Source organism: Aeromonas sp. 3P (assembly GCF_051919745.1).
In the GTDB taxonomy this organism is placed as follows: domain Bacteria; phylum Pseudomonadota; class Gammaproteobacteria; order Enterobacterales; family Aeromonadaceae; genus Aeromonas; species Aeromonas veronii.
Genome location: NZ_JBQBED010000001.1, coordinates 3,903,652 through 3,920,321 on the forward strand (window position 1 = coordinate 3,903,652; position 16,670 = coordinate 3,920,321).

18 protein-coding genes are annotated in these 16,670 nt (G+C 60.3%); 7 read left to right on the forward strand and 11 right to left on the reverse strand.

Features of this window, described 5'->3' with window-relative positions; all coding sequences use genetic code 11:
- The first annotated feature begins 20 nt into the window (after window positions 1–20).
- Together ACTG19_RS18110 and ACTG19_RS18115 are read left to right on the forward strand one after the other, a co-directional pair.
- On the forward strand, window positions 21–587 hold the full coding sequence (locus tag ACTG19_RS18110) for a cysteine hydrolase family protein (RefSeq protein ID WP_439989370.1): 567 nt from the start codon (window positions 21–23) through the stop codon (window positions 585–587).
- A gap of 132 nt (window positions 588–719) precedes the next feature.
- A complete protein-coding gene (locus ACTG19_RS18115) occupies window positions 720–1,658 on the forward strand; it encodes a sensor domain-containing diguanylate cyclase (RefSeq protein WP_005335125.1) in 939 nt (312 codons plus the stop codon).
- A 94-nt stretch (window positions 1,659–1,752) separates the two neighbouring features.
- On the opposite strand, the gene ACTG19_RS18120 is transcribed toward ACTG19_RS18115, so the two are convergent.
- A complete protein-coding gene (locus ACTG19_RS18120; RefSeq protein ID WP_439989371.1) occupies window positions 1,753–2,661 on the reverse strand; it encodes a LysR family transcriptional regulator in 909 nt (302 codons plus the stop codon).
- Between the two features lie 115 nt (window positions 2,662–2,776).
- On the opposite strand from ACTG19_RS18120, the gene ACTG19_RS18125 reads away from it, so the two are divergent.
- Entirely contained in the window at window positions 2,777–3,022 is a 246-nt protein-coding gene (locus tag ACTG19_RS18125; RefSeq protein WP_064340815.1) for a hypothetical protein, read from the forward strand.
- An 8-nt stretch (window positions 3,023–3,030) separates the two neighbouring features.
- A complete protein-coding gene (locus ACTG19_RS18130) occupies window positions 3,031–3,678 on the forward strand; it encodes an HAD-IA family hydrolase (protein WP_439989372.1) in 648 nt (215 codons plus the stop codon).
- Between the two features lie 114 nt (window positions 3,679–3,792).
- Here the strand turns inward: ACTG19_RS18130 and ACTG19_RS18135 are convergent, their stop codons facing one another.
- The gene (locus ACTG19_RS18135) at window positions 3,793–4,395 is read right to left on the reverse strand and encodes a nitroreductase family protein (RefSeq protein WP_005348028.1); all 603 of its coding nucleotides are present in this window, start codon (window positions 4,393–4,395) and stop codon (window positions 3,793–3,795) included.
- Window positions 4,396–4,643: 248 nt separating this feature from the next.
- On the opposite strand from ACTG19_RS18135, the gene ACTG19_RS18140 reads away from it, so the two are divergent.
- Entirely contained in the window at window positions 4,644–6,194 is a 1,551-nt protein-coding gene (locus ACTG19_RS18140; RefSeq protein WP_439989373.1) for a diguanylate cyclase domain-containing protein, read from the forward strand.
- A 247-nt stretch (window positions 6,195–6,441) separates the two neighbouring features.
- Window positions 6,442–6,924, forward strand: coding sequence for a YMGG-like glycine zipper-containing protein (locus ACTG19_RS18145; protein ID WP_005354064.1), 483 nt, complete (start codon window positions 6,442–6,444; stop codon window positions 6,922–6,924).
- Between the two features lie 96 nt (window positions 6,925–7,020).
- Here the strand turns inward: ACTG19_RS18145 and ACTG19_RS18150 are convergent, their stop codons facing one another.
- The 5 genes from ACTG19_RS18150 to ACTG19_RS18170 form a co-directional block, all read right to left on the reverse strand.
- Window positions 7,021–7,977, reverse strand: a complete 957-nt coding sequence (locus tag ACTG19_RS18150; protein WP_005362328.1) for a D-2-hydroxyacid dehydrogenase — start codon at window positions 7,975–7,977, stop codon at window positions 7,021–7,023.
- Window positions 7,978–8,122: 145 nt separating this feature from the next.
- Window positions 8,123–8,887 (reverse strand): DUF3530 family protein, encoded by a 765-nt coding sequence (locus ACTG19_RS18155; RefSeq protein WP_139398849.1) that lies wholly within the window; start codon window positions 8,885–8,887, stop codon window positions 8,123–8,125.
- Window positions 8,888–9,021: 134 nt separating this feature from the next.
- Window positions 9,022–9,588 carry an elongation factor P gene (gene efp / locus ACTG19_RS18160; protein WP_005335100.1) on the reverse strand — a complete coding sequence of 189 codons (567 nt, stop codon included), beginning with the start codon at window positions 9,586–9,588 and terminating at the stop codon, window positions 9,022–9,024.
- A 45-nt stretch (window positions 9,589–9,633) separates the two neighbouring features.
- Window positions 9,634–10,842, reverse strand: a complete 1,209-nt coding sequence (gene earP / locus ACTG19_RS18165) for an elongation factor P maturation arginine rhamnosyltransferase EarP (protein WP_439989374.1) — start codon at window positions 10,840–10,842, stop codon at window positions 9,634–9,636.
- A 96-nt stretch (window positions 10,843–10,938) separates the two neighbouring features.
- A complete protein-coding gene (locus tag ACTG19_RS18170; RefSeq protein WP_005348017.1) occupies window positions 10,939–11,982 on the reverse strand; it encodes a GMP reductase in 1,044 nt (347 codons plus the stop codon).
- A 381-nt stretch (window positions 11,983–12,363) separates the two neighbouring features.
- Here ACTG19_RS18170 and rloA3 point away from each other — a divergent pair, with 381 nt between their 5' ends.
- Window positions 12,364–12,858, forward strand: a complete 495-nt coding sequence (gene rloA3, locus ACTG19_RS18175; RefSeq protein WP_120415574.1) for a retropepsin-like aspartic peptidase RloA3 — start codon at window positions 12,364–12,366, stop codon at window positions 12,856–12,858.
- Window positions 12,859–12,896: 38 nt separating this feature from the next.
- Here rloA3 and ACTG19_RS18180 read toward each other — a convergent pair whose 3' ends face one another.
- From ACTG19_RS18180 to ACTG19_RS18195, 4 genes are all read right to left on the reverse strand, one after another.
- Window positions 12,897–14,333: an ATP-binding protein gene (locus ACTG19_RS18180; protein WP_123172518.1), complete on the reverse strand. Its 1,437-nt coding sequence runs from the start codon at window positions 14,331–14,333 to the stop codon at window positions 12,897–12,899.
- Window positions 14,330–15,016 carry a response regulator gene (locus ACTG19_RS18185; RefSeq protein WP_113739688.1) on the reverse strand — a complete coding sequence of 229 codons (687 nt, stop codon included), beginning with the start codon at window positions 15,014–15,016 and terminating at the stop codon, window positions 14,330–14,332. The genes ACTG19_RS18180 and ACTG19_RS18185 overlap by 4 nt, the downstream gene beginning before the upstream one ends.
- 130 nt (window positions 15,017–15,146) lie before the next feature.
- A complete protein-coding gene (locus ACTG19_RS18190) occupies window positions 15,147–15,779 on the reverse strand; it encodes a tetratricopeptide repeat protein (protein WP_216950292.1) in 633 nt (210 codons plus the stop codon).
- Window position 15,780: 1 nt separating this feature from the next.
- Window positions 15,781–16,650, reverse strand: a complete 870-nt coding sequence (locus ACTG19_RS18195) for an SDR family oxidoreductase (RefSeq protein WP_439989376.1) — start codon at window positions 16,648–16,650, stop codon at window positions 15,781–15,783.
- Between the last annotated feature and the right edge of the window lie 20 nt (window positions 16,651–16,670).

Below are 16,670 nucleotides of genomic sequence, written 5' to 3' on the forward strand. Positions count from 1 at the left end.
TGCGCGAAGGAGCAAAGGTGATGAACAAGGCACTGCTGGTGATCGATTTTATCAACGATATTGCCCATCCCGATGGGCGCATTGCCGCCTCGGCTGCCCATGTGCTGGAGCAGGATGCCATCGCGCATGCCAATCAGGCGCTGGCCCATGCCCGCGCCCACTGCTGGCTGGTGGTGCTGATCAAGGTGGGCTTTGACGGCGGCTATCAGCTGCAGCCCAAGGGGTCTCCCATGTTTGGTCGCGCTCACCAGTTGGGGGCGCTCTCCTTGGCTGACAGCGGCACCGACTTTCACGCCGACCTCGATGTACAGCCCGGCGATCTGGTGCTGACCAAGCCCAGGGTCAGCCCTTTCTATGGCACGGCGCTGGAGCCTGCGCTGCGGGCCAATCACATCGACCACCTCTATCTGTGCGGGGTGAGCACCAGCTGGGCCATTCAGGCGGCAGCGCGGGATGGTCACGATCGCGACTACGCCATCACCATTCTGGAGGATGCCTGCGCCGCCGCAGATGCCACCGAGCATCACACCTCACTGCGGATGCTGGGTCGCATCGCCGAGATCATCAAGGTGTCCCAGCTGGCCTGAAACCTTGCCGGATGGTGTTCGATGGTGAAATTTGGTCTCAGTTGGCTAAGTGGGAATGGGGTGCTTTACTCTATCTGATGACTTAATTGTTAATAGATGGCGGTATGCCACTTTTGCCACAGGATGGCCACCATGGCGGATGATATACAGACGCGGCAGAGTCACTTCGCCGAGCGAGCCCATCATCTGGCTGCACTGCTGGATTCGCTGGAAGACCAGATATCGGTGATAGATCGGGATGGCGTGATCCATTACACCAATCTCGCCTGGGATCTGTTTGCCGAGCAAAACGGTATGCCAAAGGGATATAACTGGATTGGGGTCAATTACATGGGGGCTTGTGACGCTGAATCCGAGCCCTCTGGATTGGCTGCCGTGGAGGGGATCCTTCGGGTTATCCGTCATCAGCAGGAGAAGTTCTATCTGGAATACCCCTGCCACAGCCCCGACACCCAGCGCTGGTTTATGATGCGAGTCGCGCCGGTACCCGGGCTTGACGCCGAGTATTTTTCCATCGCCCATATCAATATCACCGAGCGCAAGCTGCTGGAGCTGGAAGTTGCCAGCCTCTCCCAACATGATCCCTTGACCGGACTGGCCAATCGGCGGCTGTTCAACAGCTTTTTGCATAACGAGTGGCGGCGCAGCATGCGTGAACATACCCCGCTCTCCCTCATCATGCTGGATCTGGATAACTTCAAGGCGTGCAATGACCATCTTGGTCATCAGATGGGGGATGGCTCCCTCCAGTTGGTGGGCCATCTTCTGCAATCCTTCTGCCAGCGTCCGGCGGATCTGCCCTGCCGTTTTGGTGGTGACGAGTTTGCCCTGATCCTCGGCAATACCGATCGAGATGCGGCCCAGCGGATTGGAGAGGAGATCCGCCAGGCCATCAACGATCTCGATATCGTGGTGGCAAATAATATTCAGCTTAGCGCCAGCATTGGCATTGCCACCTACACGGCAGAGCAACTGCTGGAGGGGGAAGGGGCGTTGCTGGCCGCGGCCGATGCGGCGCTTTATTGCGCCAAGGGGGCGGGTAAAAACCGTAGTCACTGCGCCAGCTGTTGAGCCGCATTGCCGCTTTTGTCCTGCATGCGCCCCCTTGATGGGGGCGCACTGTTTTTTGGCTGGTTACGGTGTTAGCCACCAGCGAGCGTTGGTTTCAGCGCTCGGGCGTGGCTGACACCGGCAAGGGATGGCTGGCGATCACCTGCCTGACGAAGTGATCCCGGATGGGGTCGGCAAAGTCCGGATTCCATACCATGCTGACCTCCCACTCGGAGCTGGGGCCAGAGAGCGGATAGAGGGTGACATCGGGCCCTGCGATAAAGCTGACGCTGCGTGGCAGGATGGCGTTGCCGATGCCCGCCGCAACCAACGCCACCAGCGTCTGGATATCTTCGGCCTCCTGGACCATGCCGGTCAGCCGATTGGCGCCGAGAAAACCGGCGATCTGCTGGCTGAGCCCAGGGCAGCGGTGGCCCACCATCTGCAACAGGGGTTGACTGGTCAGTGCCTGCTGGACGTCGAATGCGGCCGGGTCTGGCTCGGTCATCCGTGTCGGCACCGCCAGCACCAGCCGGTCGATCAGCAGTCTGTGTTCCTGCAACTGCGGCACCTGCGGTCTGCGCATAAAGCCCAGCTGCAACTGGCCGGAGAGCAGCTGCTCCTGCTGGATGGCTGAGGGCATATCCTGTAGATGGACCATCACGTCCGTGACCTGCTGCTTGAAGCGGGCGACCAGCGAGGGGGCCAGCGCGAAACTCGACAGACCGAAGCCAATCTTGAGCCGACCGGCTACCCCGCTCGCCACCGCCAGCGCATGGCTTTCGAACTCCCGACTGTGCTCGACCAGCGCACTCGCCTGAGTGAGCAGCTGGGCACCGAGCGCTGTCAGCTCGGCGCCGTGGCGGCCCCGTTTGAACAGGGTGCAGCCCAGCGTCTGTTCCAGCCCCTGGATCTGCTTGGTGAGGGCCGGCTGGGTGATAAAGAGGCGGCTGGCCGCTTCCCGGTAGTTGGCGGTGTCGGCCAGCGTCACAAACGCCTGCAGTTGCCTCAAGTCGAATTTCATTCCAATTGGTTATCAAAAGTGGCGATTTATTGATTATAAATTATCTAATCGCCTTGTTCTAATGGCTCGGCAAGGGGGAATCGCCCTCCTCTGAACCGGAACAAGGAGCCATATCATGTCCACTCAACGTTATCTTTTTTTGATCAAGGGCACGCTGGTGCTGGCTCAGCCGTTGGCGGCCCCGGAGACGGGGGAGCTGCTCGCCAGCCTGCTGCAACAGGGTTTTGTGGTCGGCCCCTTGCAAGTGTGGGCAGGCAGTACCGAGCAGGCACTCGCCTGTTATGAGCGTGCCGCCCAGCAGCAGGCCTTTGCCGATGCACTCTCTGGCTCTCTGCCCGAGCTGGCCGGGGTGCCTGTATGAGTGCTGGCATGAACACGATCACCCTGTCGGTATCCGCCCTGCTGCTCGATATGGATGGCACCCTGGTCTGCTCGACCGGCGATGTGGAGAAGGTGTGGCGGCTCTGGTGCCAGTATCATCAGCTTGCTCCTGAGCCGGTACTGGCTATGTGCCACGGTATGCGCTCGCGAGAGGTGATCCGGGCGCTGGCCCCGCAACTGGATGTCGAGCGGGAGGCGGCGCGGCTTGACGAGCTGGAGATGGAACATACCGGTGGCGACGCCATCGCTGGGGCTGGCGAGTTGCTGCACTGTTTGCCGCCAGAGCTTTGGGCCATCGTGACCTCCGCCAGTGAGCGGGTTGCCCGCCATCGCCTGAGTTGTGCCGGTTTGCCGCTGCCCCACGTACTGGTGGGGGCCGAAGAGGTGGTCAATGGCAAACCCGATCCCGAGCCCTATCTGCTGGGGGCTGAACGGCTTGGCGTCTCGCCCGCTCGTTGCTTGGTGTTCGAGGATGCCCCGGCCGGTATCGAGAGTGCCCTGCGTGCAGGTTGCACCGTGGTGCAGGTAGGGGGCGATGCGCCGCTCAATCCGGCGGTGGTGGCGGTGATCTGCGACTGGTGCGAGGTGAAGGTGGAGTCGGGGGAGGCGTCCCTGCTGGTGACGCTGCCCACCTGAGCGGTGGATAGAGCGCGTTATGACCGCAGATTGCGGTATGAACCATCGCCATCAACACTGTATGCCGCAATAAAAACGCCCCCGAGATGCGGGGGCGTTTTGCTTTCTCAACGGTTATTTGAAAACACGGAAACGGGTAGCGTCGTCGATAAAGGTCTTGTCGCCGGCCGGTTGCTTGATGCTGCCAAAGGGCATCTGGGCACGCAGCAGCCAGCTGGCGGGCAGGTTCCACTCCTTGCGTACCGCCTCGTCGATCAGCGGGTTGTAGTGCTGCAGGGAGGCACCGACTTTCTCCTGCGCCAGCGTTGTCCAGACCGCAAACTGGGCGATGCCGGTGGCATGTTCCGACCAGATGGGGAAGTTGTCTGCGTAGAGGGCGAATTTTTGCTGCAGATCCTTGATGACGTCGGTGTCTTCGAAGAACAGCACGGTACCAAAGCCTGCGCGAAAGCTGCCATCTACCTTGGCCTCACTCTGGGCGTAGGCTTCCGGCGGCACAATCTTTTTCAGCTCGGCTTTGACGATATCCCACAGCTTGTGATGCTGGGCGCCAAACAGGATGACGGCACGGGAGCTCTGGGAGTTGAAGGAGGAGGGGCTGTGCCTGATGGCATCCTGGATCAGGGCCGTCAGCTGCTCCGGTGTATGGGACACCTGGTCGCCCAGGGCATAGATGGTACGACGTGCTTTGATCTGTTCGATAAACGGACTGCTCATAACATCTCCTTGTTCTGCTTGGCGTTGCAGCCGGTGATGGACGGTTTGTCCAGCGCCTGCCGAATCAGGTATAGACTATAACACCCGCGATGCAGAGCGGGGTTAACCCGGGGTAACTAGCGTTTTTCCTGTCAGTTGATATTCGTTTGCGAACCTTGAAGTTTCGTTAATGTTGGAAATGTCATTTAAGGGGCGCGAAAGTGATATTAATCAATGATTCACTCTCCTTTCTCTCCCACAATCCCCGTATGTTTTCTTGGTTCGGATGTGATGTGAGCCGTTCGTATCTCAATAAACGCTACTATGTGCTGGTCCCCCTCTCTGCATTGATTGGTTTGATGATCCTGATAGTGACGATCATCATGGCTATTGCCAGCTATCTGAGGGATATCGACATGACGGTATCCGGTTTCGGCCACATGGCATCCTCCGTTGAAGCGTCCCTGATCCACGAGATGGTGAAGGTCAATGAGCGGCAACTGGCAGTGCTGGAGGCTTCGCTCGACAAGGAGAAGATCGCTCGCGGCGGGCTGGCCGACTCCCCCATCTGGGCCATTGCGCACAAGATCAAACCAGGTAACCACTACATCTACTTTTACAACCTGAACGCGGATCGTATCGACAGCTACCCGGACTGGCTACCGCCCCCCGGTTATCAGGCGGCGCTGCGACCCTGGTATCAGGTGACCACCATGCCGGGCGACGAGCTCGTCTGGTTTGGCCCCTATCCTGAATACAATACCAATAAACTGATACTCAGCCTGATCAAACGGGTGCGGGACGATCAGGGGCAACTGCTGGGGCTGCTGATGGTCGACATGTCGTTCGACTCGCTGCAGCAGGCGCTACAGCGGACGGTTGGTGGCAATCAGGCTGCACTTTATCTTACCTTGCGCGACAGCGGCCAGCTGGTGGTGGGCAGCAATATGGATCTGCTGGCAGATCACCCCATCGAGCAGCATCAGGGCCAGCAGTGGCTCGGTCTGGATGTGTTGTGTCATGGCACTTTCCTTAAGCGCGAGCTGGCGGACATTGGCTGGGATCTCAATATCTATCAGCCGCCCGTGCTGTTTCGCAACAGCCTCTATGAGGCGCTGCAGATGGTGGTTTTGCCATTGATCTCCCTGTTTGCCATCTGGTGTTGCACACTGAGTCTGCTGGTGCGGATCTTCCGCCAGGAGCAGGCGCTGGTGTCGGGTTCACTGACCGGTATCGTGCGCAATCTGGAGAGTTCTCCCCCCATCACCAAGGCCAATACCTGGTTTGTGCGACGCAGCCTGAACGAGATCGATCAGGTCAGGGCCAGCTTCCTCAAGGGGCAGGATGCGCTGTTGCGGGACCCTCTGACCGGTATCATGAACCGGCGAGCCTTCGAGCAGCACAAGAGCGCGCTGGAGCTGAGGGGGGAGCGCTTCTGGCTGCTGCTGTTTGATATTGATCACTTCAAAGGACTCAATGACAGTCGGGGTCATGCCTTCGGCGATCAGGTGCTGTGTCGGGTGGCCAATTGCCTTGCTGATGTGCTGGGGGTGAGCACGGTTTACCGGATTGGTGGCGATGAGTTTGCCGCTCTGCTGCAACAGCCGCAGGATGAGTTGGCGGAGAAGCTCAATTGTCTGCTTGAGGTGGTGCGACATCAACAGTGGCGTGAGCACAAGGGGCAGGTCACCTTGAGTATCGGCGGCGCCTGCCATTCACCCGTTGCCGACCCCATCTTCGAGCGTGCTGATGCAGCCCTTTATCGTAGCAAGGAGGCTGGCCGGGACTGCTGGCATCTGGCGGATGAGGCTGCTGACTGACAGCTTTTGTCCCAGCGCGGTGGGTCTGTGCCGGGACACGACAACCCGATTGTGGGTCACCCTGCCGTAATATTATGGCTTTTTGGTGATTTTAATCTTTAAATTCAATTGCTTGATTTTACTCTTCCATTCTGGGCGGTGGCCGTGCGGCCATTGACTGTCGCATCCCTCATTTCTGCCGGCTGGCGAACCCCGTGGCACTTTGTATAGTGCCGCTGAATATTAATCAGGTTTGACAGGAGTACCCATGGAGATGAATTCGCGTGCTCTTCGCGCACTGGCACTGCTGGGCGCCTTGCTGGCTGGCAGCACGACCGTGCACGCCTCCGAGACCCTCAATACCATTTTGGGTGGCGGTGCAGGCGGGGTGGCGGGGACCATGATCGGCAAGGAGCTGGGTGGCGATACCGGTGCGCTGGTGGGAGCGGCGTTGGGCGGTGCTGCTGGTGGGGCTGCGACGGCCAACAAGGGCAACAAGAATGAAGCGGCCCTTGGCGGCGCGGTGGGGGCGCTGGGCGGTGCCGCCATCGGCAAGAGTGTCGGTGGTGATACCGGGCAGCTGATCGGCGCCGGGGTCGGCGGGGCGAGCGGTTCGGCCATCGGTGCCAAGACGGGCGATGGCCACAAGAGCCAGGATCGCTATTACGATGATGACGACGATCATCACCATCACAAGCACCACAAGAAGTACAAAAAGCATAAGAAGCACAGATGGCATGACGACGATTGATGTGCGCGCAGTGAGTGCGAAAGATGCAAAACGGGGCCTGTTGGCCCCGTTTTGCATGGTGTGGTCACTCGATTTTGCGGTGACTCGCTCGTGCGGTTACACCAGCCGGTGCTGGCGGCGACCGGCGGCAAAGGCGTTGATGTTGTCGATCAGCTGATCGGCGAGACGCTGCATCGACTCCTCGCTGGCCCAGGCCACATGAGGGGTCAGAATGAAGTGAGGGTATTGCAGCGCCTTCATCAAGGGGTGGTCGGGAGGCGGGGGTTCGACGCTCGCCACATCGAAACCGGCACCACCGAGGCGGCCATTGGCCAGCGCTTGCAGCAGCGCCTCCTCATCCACCAACCCACCGCGGCCGACGTTGATCAGCAGGGCGCCCGGTTTCATCAGATCCAGCTCCCGCTCGCCAATCAGGTTGCGGGTGTAGGGGGTGAGCGGGCAGTGCAGGCTGATCACGTCCGAACTTTGCAGCAACTCGTCGAGGGGCAAGCGATCCTCGTCGTGGCTGGCGCCGACCTGGCTCTGGGCGTAGCGCACTGTCATCCCCATCCCTTTGGCCCGCTCGCCGAGCGCCTGACCGAGCGTTCCTTTGCCGATGATGCCAAGCTGCTTGCCGTGCAGATCCATGATGTTGTGGTCGAAAAAGCAGAACTGGCCGCTCTGTTGCCAGCGCCCCTCCAGCAGCGACTGGCGCCAGCAGAAGAGGTTGCGCGACAGGGCCAGCATCAGCGCCATGGCATGCTCCGGCACCGAGGGGCCCGAGTAGTTGCGGATATTGCACACCCCGACGTTGGCGGCGCGGCACGCTTCCAGATCCACGTTGTCGCTGCCGGTGGCGGCCAGGGCGATGAGTTTGAGCTCTGGCAGTTGGGCCAGTTCGGCGGCGCCGATCCGTACCTTGTTGATGATAGCGATGCTGGCATCTTTCAGCCGTTCCACCACCTGTTCCGGGGTAGTACTTGGATAGCTCTGCCAGTGGTGGGGGAAGTCGGGGTGATGCAGGGTGATGCCCGCATCCAGGGTATCGCTGTCGAGAAACACAATCTGCTGCATGGGCCTTCCTGCCATTGTTCAGGTTCGAGAGGCCATGATGCCAAAGAGGATGCAGTTAGGGCCAGATCGTCGCCGTGGTAGGGTTGGGCTTTATCCGGCAGATGTGAGCTGGCGCGCGCTTTATTGCGCCACGGTGGCGGCTGGTTTAGAGCCAGCCCAGATGGTTGAGCCAGCCCTGAATGCGGGTGGGGGTCTCCTCCAGCTCCATCAGGGCGTAGGGGCGATAGTTGAGCTTGTTGCTGCGCCGGCTCTCGCTTCTGCGGGCCTCGGCGGCCAGCAGGGGCCAGCGACCGCCATCCTCCTGATAGAGGTCAAGAGTGGGGATGGCCGCCTGAGCCACCTGTTTGGCCAGGGTCTGGTTGCTCTGCTGGTTAGGGAAAAAACCATCGAGCAGCACCAGCGCGTCGGGGGCTGGCAACTGTTCGCTGGCGATGAGGTTGGCTGTCCAGGCGGCGCCGGTACCTTGCGCCAGGATCAGCTTGAAGCCCCCCTCCTGCAGCTTGGCATCCGCCAGCTTGCTGATCCGCTCGGCAAACTGCTTGCGAAATGCATCGCTGTTTTTCGCTTTTTTCTCGGCGGCTGGGTCCAGTTCGGTCTGCTGGGGGGAGGGGAGCAGCAGCAGGGTATCAAAGCCCAGTCGACCAAGGGCGCGAGTCAGTTGCCAGAGCTGGCCGCTGCGCTGCCAGTCGGGTAGTAAAATGGCGAGCCCCAGATAGTTTTCACTGTCGTGTTTGGCGAACAGCACTGTCTGCTTGTCGATTTGGGTAGCATCGGGCAACCCTTTCCAGTCGCTGGCTTGCCAATGGTCGAGGGGCATAGGTTCGGCAACGGGGGGCGCAACCTCACTCGCCTCTGCCCCATGGCCAGCCAGCAAGGTCAATAACAGCAGTGATAAGGATAATCTGGCCATAGTGTGCTCCCCCGGTTATCTGGGTTAGCGGCGGCGGCGGGATTTTCTGAAGGCGGGCGGTGTGATGGCAACCCGGAGGCAATAAAAAAGCGAGCCGTTGGCTCGCTTTTTTGCAATCAATTCAAAGCGGTCAATTAGTTGACGCGACGCTTGAATTCGCCGGTGCGGGTATCGATTTCGATCTTGTCACCGATCTCTACGAAAGCGGCAACAGCCAGCTCGTAGGTAGTGCCTTTCAGACGGGCAGGCTTGGTCACTTTACCGGAGGTGTCACCACGAGCAGCCGGCTCGGTGTACTCAACTTCACGCACGATGGTGGTCGGCAGTTCTACGGAGATGGCTTTCTCGTTGTAGAAAGTCACTTCACACAGATCTTCCATGCCGTCTACCAGGTAGTTCAGCACGTCACCCAGGTTGTCTTTCTCTACGTCGTACTGGTTGTACTCGGTGTCCATAAAGACATACAGGGGGTCGGAGAAGTAGGAGTAGGTGCACTCTTTACGTTCCAGCTGAACAACGTCCAGCTTGTCGTCGGCCTTGAAGACGGTCTCGGTAGCGCTGCCGTTCAGCAGGCCCTTCAGCTTCATTTTGACCACGGCGGAGTTACGGCCGGATTTGTTGAATTCAGCCTTCTGAACCACCATCGGCTCGGTGCCGATCATGACTACGTTACCAGCGCGGATTTCCTGTGCGGTTTTCATGTAAAAAATTCCTGTTCGTGAAACGGACGGATAAAAACTGCCAGATTATATACGGCTTTCTATAAATTTCACCAACCGTGTGACGAGATCCCCATCCCGGAGCAACTTCTGTGACCAGCTTCGCCCATGTTGCTGCCAAATGGCGCTATATCGGGGCCATTGGGCCCAAAGTTCGCTGCAATCTTCGCCAAAGTTGAGAGCCAGATTAAAGCGGCGCAGCCATTGGCCGCACTCGGCGGGTAGATCGGATAAGTAGTGGTCAAGGAACTGCTCCAGCTTGACCAGATGGGCCTCTTCTTCCTGCTGGTAGATGTGCCAGAAGAAAGGACGAGCCGCCCACTGGGCCCGTACGAAGGAGTCCTCCCCACGCACCAGATTGAGATCGCAGCTCCACAGCAGCCGATCGTAACCGGCCTGATCGGTCATCGGCAGCAGCTTGATGGTGAGGTTGCCCGCGTGGAGCAGATCCCCCGCTTGTGCGGTGGTGATGGCATCTGCCAGACCGGCACCGGTGAGCACATCGTTGAGAGAGCGCCCCAGCGGCAGCAGCAGGGTGATGGGCGTGGCGCTCCGGCACCAGCTCTCGACTAGGCTTTGCAGCGCATCGCTCTCGTAGGTAAAGAGGCTGACCCGCAGCTCGTTCTCTTGTCTGGGCGGCAAACCGAGGCTGGCCCAGTAGGCTGCCAGTCCCGCATCATCTTGCTGCCACTGCTCCCGTTCGGTGATGAGGTCATGCTCGCACAAAAGGCCGCCGGTTTTAGCGGTAAAGCCCGGGAAGAAGAAGTATTTGTTGAGGCTCTGGTTGCCAACTCGCTGTGGTGAGGCAAGGCCGTGGCAATCCTCGACCCAGCTCTCCGCCGAGAGGTACTCCAGATTGATCCAGCAGGGGGGCTTGGGTTGGCTCGCCATCAGTTCGGCCATTCGTTCAATGAAGGGGGCGGGCAGTTCGCAGGCAAAGGCCTCGATCACCACCTTGGCCGGTGTCATGTCGCTCGGCAGGGTCTCATGCCAGTGCTGGATATAGATCCCATCGACCCACTGGCCATCCTGCGCCGGGTCGAGGCCCGGACAGATGCGGGCAAAGCTTGCCAGATCGTCCACCCAGAGCCGCACCTGAACCTCATCGCCATGTGCCGCAATATTCCCCTCCCGTTTTAGCTGGCGGGCGAGTCGCCAGGTGACGCCGATGTCACCGAAGTTGTCGACGACGCAGCAGAAGATGTCCCAGTCAAACGGGGGCAGGGGAGTGGTCATGGCTCGGGGTTCCAAATGCAAAAAAACCGGTGCGCAGGGTAGCACACCGGTTGACTGGCTTCTAACCGTCAGCGCGTGACGGCGGTCTGTGGCAGGTTACTCCTTGCCGTAGACGTTGTTCTCTTGCTCGCGTACCCGGATGAAGGTGGTGCGCTTGGTGAGCTCTTTCAGCTGGCTGGCGCCCACGTAGGTACAGGTGGAACGCACGCCGCCCAGAATATCGCGCACGGCGTTCTCGACCGGGCCGCGGTAGGGCAGCAGCACGGTTTTACCCTCGGAGGCGCGGTACTCGGCGACGCCGCCGGCGTGCTTGTCCATGGCGCTGGAGGAGCTCATGCCGTAGAACTTCATGAAGGGTTCACCGTCTACATCAACGATCTCGCCACCGCACTCTTCGTGGGCTGCCAGCATGCCGCCCAGCATCACGAAGTCGGCGCCGCCGCCGAACGCTTTGGCGACATCGCCCGGACAGGTACAGCCGCCGTCACCGACGATCTGGCCGCCGAGGCCGTGGGCCGCATCGGCACACTCGATGATGGCGGAGAGCTGCGGATAACCGACACCGGTCTTGACGCGAGTGGTGCAGACGGAGCCCGGGCCGATGCCGACCTTGACGATGTCGGCGCCGGAGAGGATCAGCTCTTCGACCATCTCGCCAGTCACCACGTTGCCCGCCAGAATGACGTGGTTGGGGCAGGCTTCACGAATTTTGCGCACGAATTCGACGAAGTGTTCGGAGTAGCCGTTGGCCACGTCGACACAGATGAAGCGCAGCGCTTCGGACATGGCGAGGATTTGGCGGGTCTTGGCGAAATCTTCAGCCGAGGTGCCGGTGGAGACCATCACATGGCCCAGCAGCGCCGGGTCGGTCTCGTTGACGAAAGCTTGCCACTGCTCAAGGCTGTAGTGCTTGTGTACCGCGGTCATCATCTCGAAACCGGCCAGCGTGCGCGCCATGGCGAAGCTGCCGACGGTATCCATGTTGGCGGCGATGACGGGTACGCCTTGCCATTGGGTCTGAGTGTGTTTGAAGGTGAACTGACGGGTCAGGCTTACTTGGGAACGGCTCTTGAGAGTAGAGCGCTTGGGGCGGAACAGGACATCCTTGAAACCGAGCTTCAAGTCTTCTTCGATACGCATTACAAATTCCTTATTGAGCCTTGTTGAAAGTCACTTTTGCAGTGGCAAATTTTCGGCAGGCGCAAAAAAACCGGTGGTTTTCAGGCCCTCCGGTTTACAACAGTGTAGGCAAAAATCCCTTCAGAACAAGACTGATAATTTGTAAATCCTTGTGGTAGCCTTTGGCGTCACAACCTGAGGTTAACCACCAGTTTCATCCAGCACCGTTCGGTGCCTTGCTCTCCTTCGATATTCCTGCCCGCTTGGGCCGCCGTTCGGCCACTCTTTGTCGTCTCTCTCCTGACCCGCCAGATATTATCCAAGTAGCTGAAATAAATCGGATTGACCCACAATGGGACTGTGGTAGATCTGGGCGCAGGATTGACAAGGCAGGGCAGTAAAATGGGCAAGATGATGGTGGGGATCGCCTTGATGCTGGCACTGTGTGCCAGTGCGCTGGCAGAGACCCCGACCAGCTATGGCTGGATCGAGAAGGGACTTATTTTGCCTACCGGCGTGGCGGTGAAGATGAAACTCGACACCGGGGCGCTCACCTCTTCCCTCGATGCACGCTCCATCACCAGATTCAAACGGGATGGCAAGCCCTGGGTGCGCTTCATGCTGGTTGTGACCGATGCCGACAGCGGCAAGCTGGTCAAGCAGCAGTTCGAGAGGCGGGTCGAACGCAGCGTGACGGTGCGCGGGGCGGGCGGCATGGAGCAGCGGCCAACGGTGACCATGTCCATCTGTCTGGGGGACAAGGTGTATGAGGAGTGGTTCACCCTGCGGGATCGCAGCAAGATGATCTATCCGGTGCTGCTTGGCCGCCGCCTGCTGGCGGAGCTGGGCCCAGTGGACTCCAGTCGAACCTTTACCGTGCAGCCAGATTGTCATTGAAAGTAAAGAGCCCGCATCGCGGGCTCTTTACTTATCGCTTATCTTGCCGGCGGGAGCGGGAGTAACACGCTCACCTCCAGCCCCCCTTCCGGTCGGTTGTGGACATCGAGGTCGGCGCCGTGCAACTGGGCGATACGCGAGACGATGGCCATGCCGAGACCCACGCCATCCCCCTGCTGGGGATTGACCCGAAAGAAGCGTTCATACAGCCGGGGCAAGGCGCTGGCGGGAATGCCGGGGCCGTTGTCGCTCACATCCACCCTCACCCGGTTGCCCTCTCGCAGTACCCGCACCCTGATCTCGCCCTCTGGCTGGGTGTAGCGCAGCGCATTGTCGATGAGATTACTGAACAGCAGCTCGAGCAGGGTGGCCTGCCCCATCACCAGCTGCGGCAATTCACACTCCAGCGACAGCTGCTGATCCTTCTTGAGCGCGATGGGTGCCAGGGTCGCGAGGGTGCCTTGCAGCAGGTGGCCTATCTCCAGCTCGGTCAATACCAGCCCCTGCTGGTTGTCGATACGGGCCTGGGTCAGCAGTTGGCGGATCAGCCGATCGCTGCGGTCTAGGGCTTGCAGCATCTTGTGCAGGGATTGCTGGCGGCTCACTTCATCTTCGGCAGCCAGGGCATTTTCACTGTGGATCCGCAGCACCGCCAGCGGGGTGCGCAGCTCGTGGGCCGCCTCGTTGGTAAACTGTTTCTCCCGCTCTATGGTCTCCGCCAGCGCCTGCATCAGCCGGTTGATCTCGTTGGTGAGAGGCGTCAGCTCCTGAGCGCTTATCTTGAGGCTGAGGGGGCTCAGGTTGGCGGGGTGACGTTCACTGATGGCCTGGGCCAGCTGACGCAGGGGGGCCAGCCCGCGGGTGATGAGCCACCAGAGCAGGGCCAGCAGGAAGGGCAGGGTGATCAGCAGCGGCAGCATGGTGAGGGTGGCCATCTTGCTGGCCAGTTCGCTGCGCTCGTCGTCCCGCTCGGCCACCACCAGCCAGGTCTGCTCCTGCTGGTTGTAGAGAGTGAAGGTGCGCCACTGGTGATTATCTTTTTCGACCGTGTCGAAGCCGATGGCCAGGGTGACCAGCGGCTGATCCGGGGCGCTGGGGGCGCGCAGCAGCAAGCCGCCCTTTTCATCGAGCAGCTGGAAGTAGAGATTGCGTTCGAACTCGTGGCCGTAGGGGGTGATCTCCCGATCCTCGCCGGTCAGGTTGAGACTGGGGTCTTTTTGCCACTCATCGGGATTTTGCGCCTCCCACTCCTGATAGACGGTGCCGTTGGCGGGCAGTTGCCCCTGCTGGGCCATGTAGCGAGCAAGCAGCTGATTGGTGATGCGGGCCGACTGGGCGAGGCGGGCATCAAACAGCTCCTCCATTTCGTGGCTCGCCTCCATGTAGCCGATAAAGGCGCTGATGGTAAGACTCAGGCTCACCAGCGTCAGGATACCGGTGAGCAGAAAGCGGCGAATGGAGCGGGGACGTTTCATCGTGGGGGTGTCCGGCTTGGCTGTTCGAGCTGGGGAATGATGTAGCCGACCCCGCGAATATTGCGGATGAGGTCGCTGTAGAACTTCTTGCGCAGATGGTGGATATGCACCTCTACCGCGTTGCTCTCGGCCCCTTCATCCCAGCCGTAGAGGCTCTGTTGCAGCTGATCCTTGCTCAGCACCCGGCCGCTCTGGCTGATCAGCTCCTGCAGCAACTTGTATTCATGGGGGGTGAGTTTGACCGCTTCCCCCTGATAGGTGACCTGCTGGGATTCGGGATAGATGAGGATGTCGCCATACTCCAGTACCGCCTGAGCCTGCCCCTTGCTGCGACGAACCAGGGCGCGCAGGCGGGCGTTGAGCTCCTGCAGGGCGAAGGGCTTGACCATGTAGTCATCGGAGCCGGCATCAAGGCCGACCACCCGATCGTCCAGCGCATCGCGGGCGGTGAGGATCAGCACCGGCAACTGGTGGCCTTCACGCCGCAACTTGCGCAGCAGGCTGAGGCCATCGATGTCGGGCAGGTTGAGATCGAGGATCAGGGCGGCGAACTCGTCGCTCTTGAGGGCTGCCAGAGCGGGCAACCCCTGTTGCAGCCAGTCCACCGTGTAGCCGCTATGGCGCAGTGCATCCTGCATACCATCCCCCAGCATCACATCATCTTCCACCAGCAGGATCCGCATTCTTTTCTCCCTGTTTGTTGGGTGTGGCGATCTGGCTCAGCGCCAGGGCGTGCCGTGGCATAAACAACCCTGCCCACCAGTATGCAAGCTGGTGGGCAGAGTTTAAATAGTTCTTTGATCCATCAGGATTTTATAGCTTGGCCAGCCGATCGCGGATCTCCATTCTGCGCCCTTCGTCGGCCACTTCGCGGCCCGGGCGAGCCGGGGCGGCCAGCGCCTTGTCGAGATAGGTTTTGGCCTCGGCCTTGCGACCCTGATCCAGCAGGAAGTCGCCATAGAAGAAGTTGGGGTCGATGCCATCCGGATTGATGGCCAGCGCCTGCTTGAGCAGCTGCTCTGCCTTTTCGTCATCGCCAAAGCCGACCGGCCAGCCGGGCACCTGATAGTAGAGGGAGCCCAGACTGGTGTAGGCAGAGCCGTCCAGCGCCTTGGGATCCTGCTTGAGCGCCAGCTCCAGCTTGGCTTTGGCCTCTTTCACCAGACCCAGTGCCCCCAGCCCCCCTTTGGCCCCCGCCCAGGTGCTCTTGACGATGGCCGACCAGATCAGCAGATCGGCGCGAAAAGGCTCCTTGGCGCTGGCCGCTTCGGCCTGGGTGCTCAGGGTTTCGAGGCAGCTCTCTTTCGCCTTGCCGCTCTGTTGATACTGGCAGACGGCCCACTGTTGCTGGATGGGGACGAGGGCATCACCCGCGGCCATGACTGAGGTGGATCCCAGCAGGATGGCGATGGCACAAGAGGTCACTGATTGACGGAAAAAGTTCATATTAATGCTCCTTCTTGGTCGGGATCGGGCGGGACAAGTCTGGTTGTGGCGCGCTGTTGGCGCCAGCATCAGCCGTCCCTGGCTGAAGATGACGGGCATAACGTTTGATGATCGGCAGCTGTCTGGCCAGCGCCTTGTCGACAATGCCGGGCAGCATGGCATTGAGCCGCACGAACATTTTTTCCGGCCAGCCGAGCCAGCTGCGGCGGGTTTCGTTGCACAGGGCGATGACCGCCTCTTCGGCCACCTCCTGCGGGCTGTCGGTCTGGGTGCCTAGCGCTGCATTCATCTCGTAGGCAGCCTCGGAGTTGAGCTTGGTGCGGGTGGCGCGGGGGGCAAAGTGCAGCACCTTGATGCCGCTCCCCTCCAGCTCCCGTCCCAGCGCTTCGCTAAAGCCGCGCAGGGCAAATTTGCTGGCGCAGTAGACGCTGTAACCGGGGTAGCCGATGCTGCCCAGGCTCGAGCCCATGTTCATGATGATCCCCGGCTTGCGCATGGTTGGCAGCAGGGCACGGGTGAGCTGGATGGGCGCCTCGATATTGAGCAGCAGTTGGCGCTCTACCTGCTCGAAGCTCTGATCTTCCAGCCAGGCAAACTGGTTGCAGCCAGCGTTGTTGATCAGGATGTCGATCCCATCCTCCAGCGCAGGGTGTTGCAGCAGCTTGGCCCGCTCCTGTGCAGAGCCGAGGTCGGCGAGCACCACCTGATGGCGCTCGGGGTGGGGCAGTGACTTGCACAGCCGCTCCAGTGCCGGGCCACGACGACCGTGCAGCAGCAGGTGTGCCCCCTGGGCCGCCAGCTCCTGTGCCAGCTCCTCACCTATGCCACCGCTGGCGCCGGTGAGCAGCACGAGTTTCCCTTCAAGGTTCATGGTGTGGGTTCCCTTTTTGC

Bases quoted from the DNA above. Each gene is read 5' to 3' on its own strand.
- ACTG19_RS18110 (WP_439989370.1), top strand. From the start codon at position 21: ATGAACAAGGCACTGCTGGTGATCGATTTTATCAACGATATTGCCCAT.
- ACTG19_RS18115 (WP_005335125.1), top strand. From the start codon at position 720: ATGGCGGATGATATACAGACGCGGCAGAGTCACTTCGCCGAGCGAGCC.
- ACTG19_RS18120 (WP_439989371.1), bottom strand. From the start codon at position 2,661: ATGAAATTCGACTTGAGGCAACTGCAGGCGTTTGTGACGCTGGCCGAC.
- ACTG19_RS18125 (WP_064340815.1), top strand. From the start codon at position 2,777: ATGTCCACTCAACGTTATCTTTTTTTGATCAAGGGCACGCTGGTGCTG.
- ACTG19_RS18130 (WP_439989372.1), top strand. From the start codon at position 3,031: ATGAACACGATCACCCTGTCGGTATCCGCCCTGCTGCTCGATATGGAT.
- ACTG19_RS18135 (WP_005348028.1), bottom strand. From the start codon at position 4,395: ATGAGCAGTCCGTTTATCGAACAGATCAAAGCACGTCGTACCATCTAT.
- ACTG19_RS18140 (WP_439989373.1), top strand. From the start codon at position 4,644: ATGTTTTCTTGGTTCGGATGTGATGTGAGCCGTTCGTATCTCAATAAA.
- ACTG19_RS18145 (WP_005354064.1), top strand. From the start codon at position 6,442: ATGGAGATGAATTCGCGTGCTCTTCGCGCACTGGCACTGCTGGGCGCC.
- ACTG19_RS18150 (WP_005362328.1), bottom strand. From the start codon at position 7,977: ATGCAGCAGATTGTGTTTCTCGACAGCGATACCCTGGATGCGGGCATC.
- ACTG19_RS18155 (WP_139398849.1), bottom strand. From the start codon at position 8,887: ATGGCCAGATTATCCTTATCACTGCTGTTATTGACCTTGCTGGCTGGC.
- efp (WP_005335100.1), bottom strand. From the start codon at position 9,588: ATGAAAACCGCACAGGAAATCCGCGCTGGTAACGTAGTCATGATCGGC.
- earP (WP_439989374.1), bottom strand. From the start codon at position 10,842: ATGACCACTCCCCTGCCCCCGTTTGACTGGGACATCTTCTGCTGCGTC.
- ACTG19_RS18170 (WP_005348017.1), bottom strand. From the start codon at position 11,982: ATGCGTATCGAAGAAGACTTGAAGCTCGGTTTCAAGGATGTCCTGTTC.
- rloA3 (WP_120415574.1), top strand. From the start codon at position 12,364: ATGGGCAAGATGATGGTGGGGATCGCCTTGATGCTGGCACTGTGTGCC.
- ACTG19_RS18180 (WP_123172518.1), bottom strand. From the start codon at position 14,333: ATGAAACGTCCCCGCTCCATTCGCCGCTTTCTGCTCACCGGTATCCTG.
- ACTG19_RS18185 (WP_113739688.1), bottom strand. From the start codon at position 15,016: ATGCGGATCCTGCTGGTGGAAGATGATGTGATGCTGGGGGATGGTATG.
- ACTG19_RS18190 (WP_216950292.1), bottom strand. From the start codon at position 15,779: ATGAACTTTTTCCGTCAATCAGTGACCTCTTGTGCCATCGCCATCCTG.
- ACTG19_RS18195 (WP_439989376.1), bottom strand. From the start codon at position 16,650: ATGAACCTTGAAGGGAAACTCGTGCTGCTCACCGGCGCCAGCGGTGGC.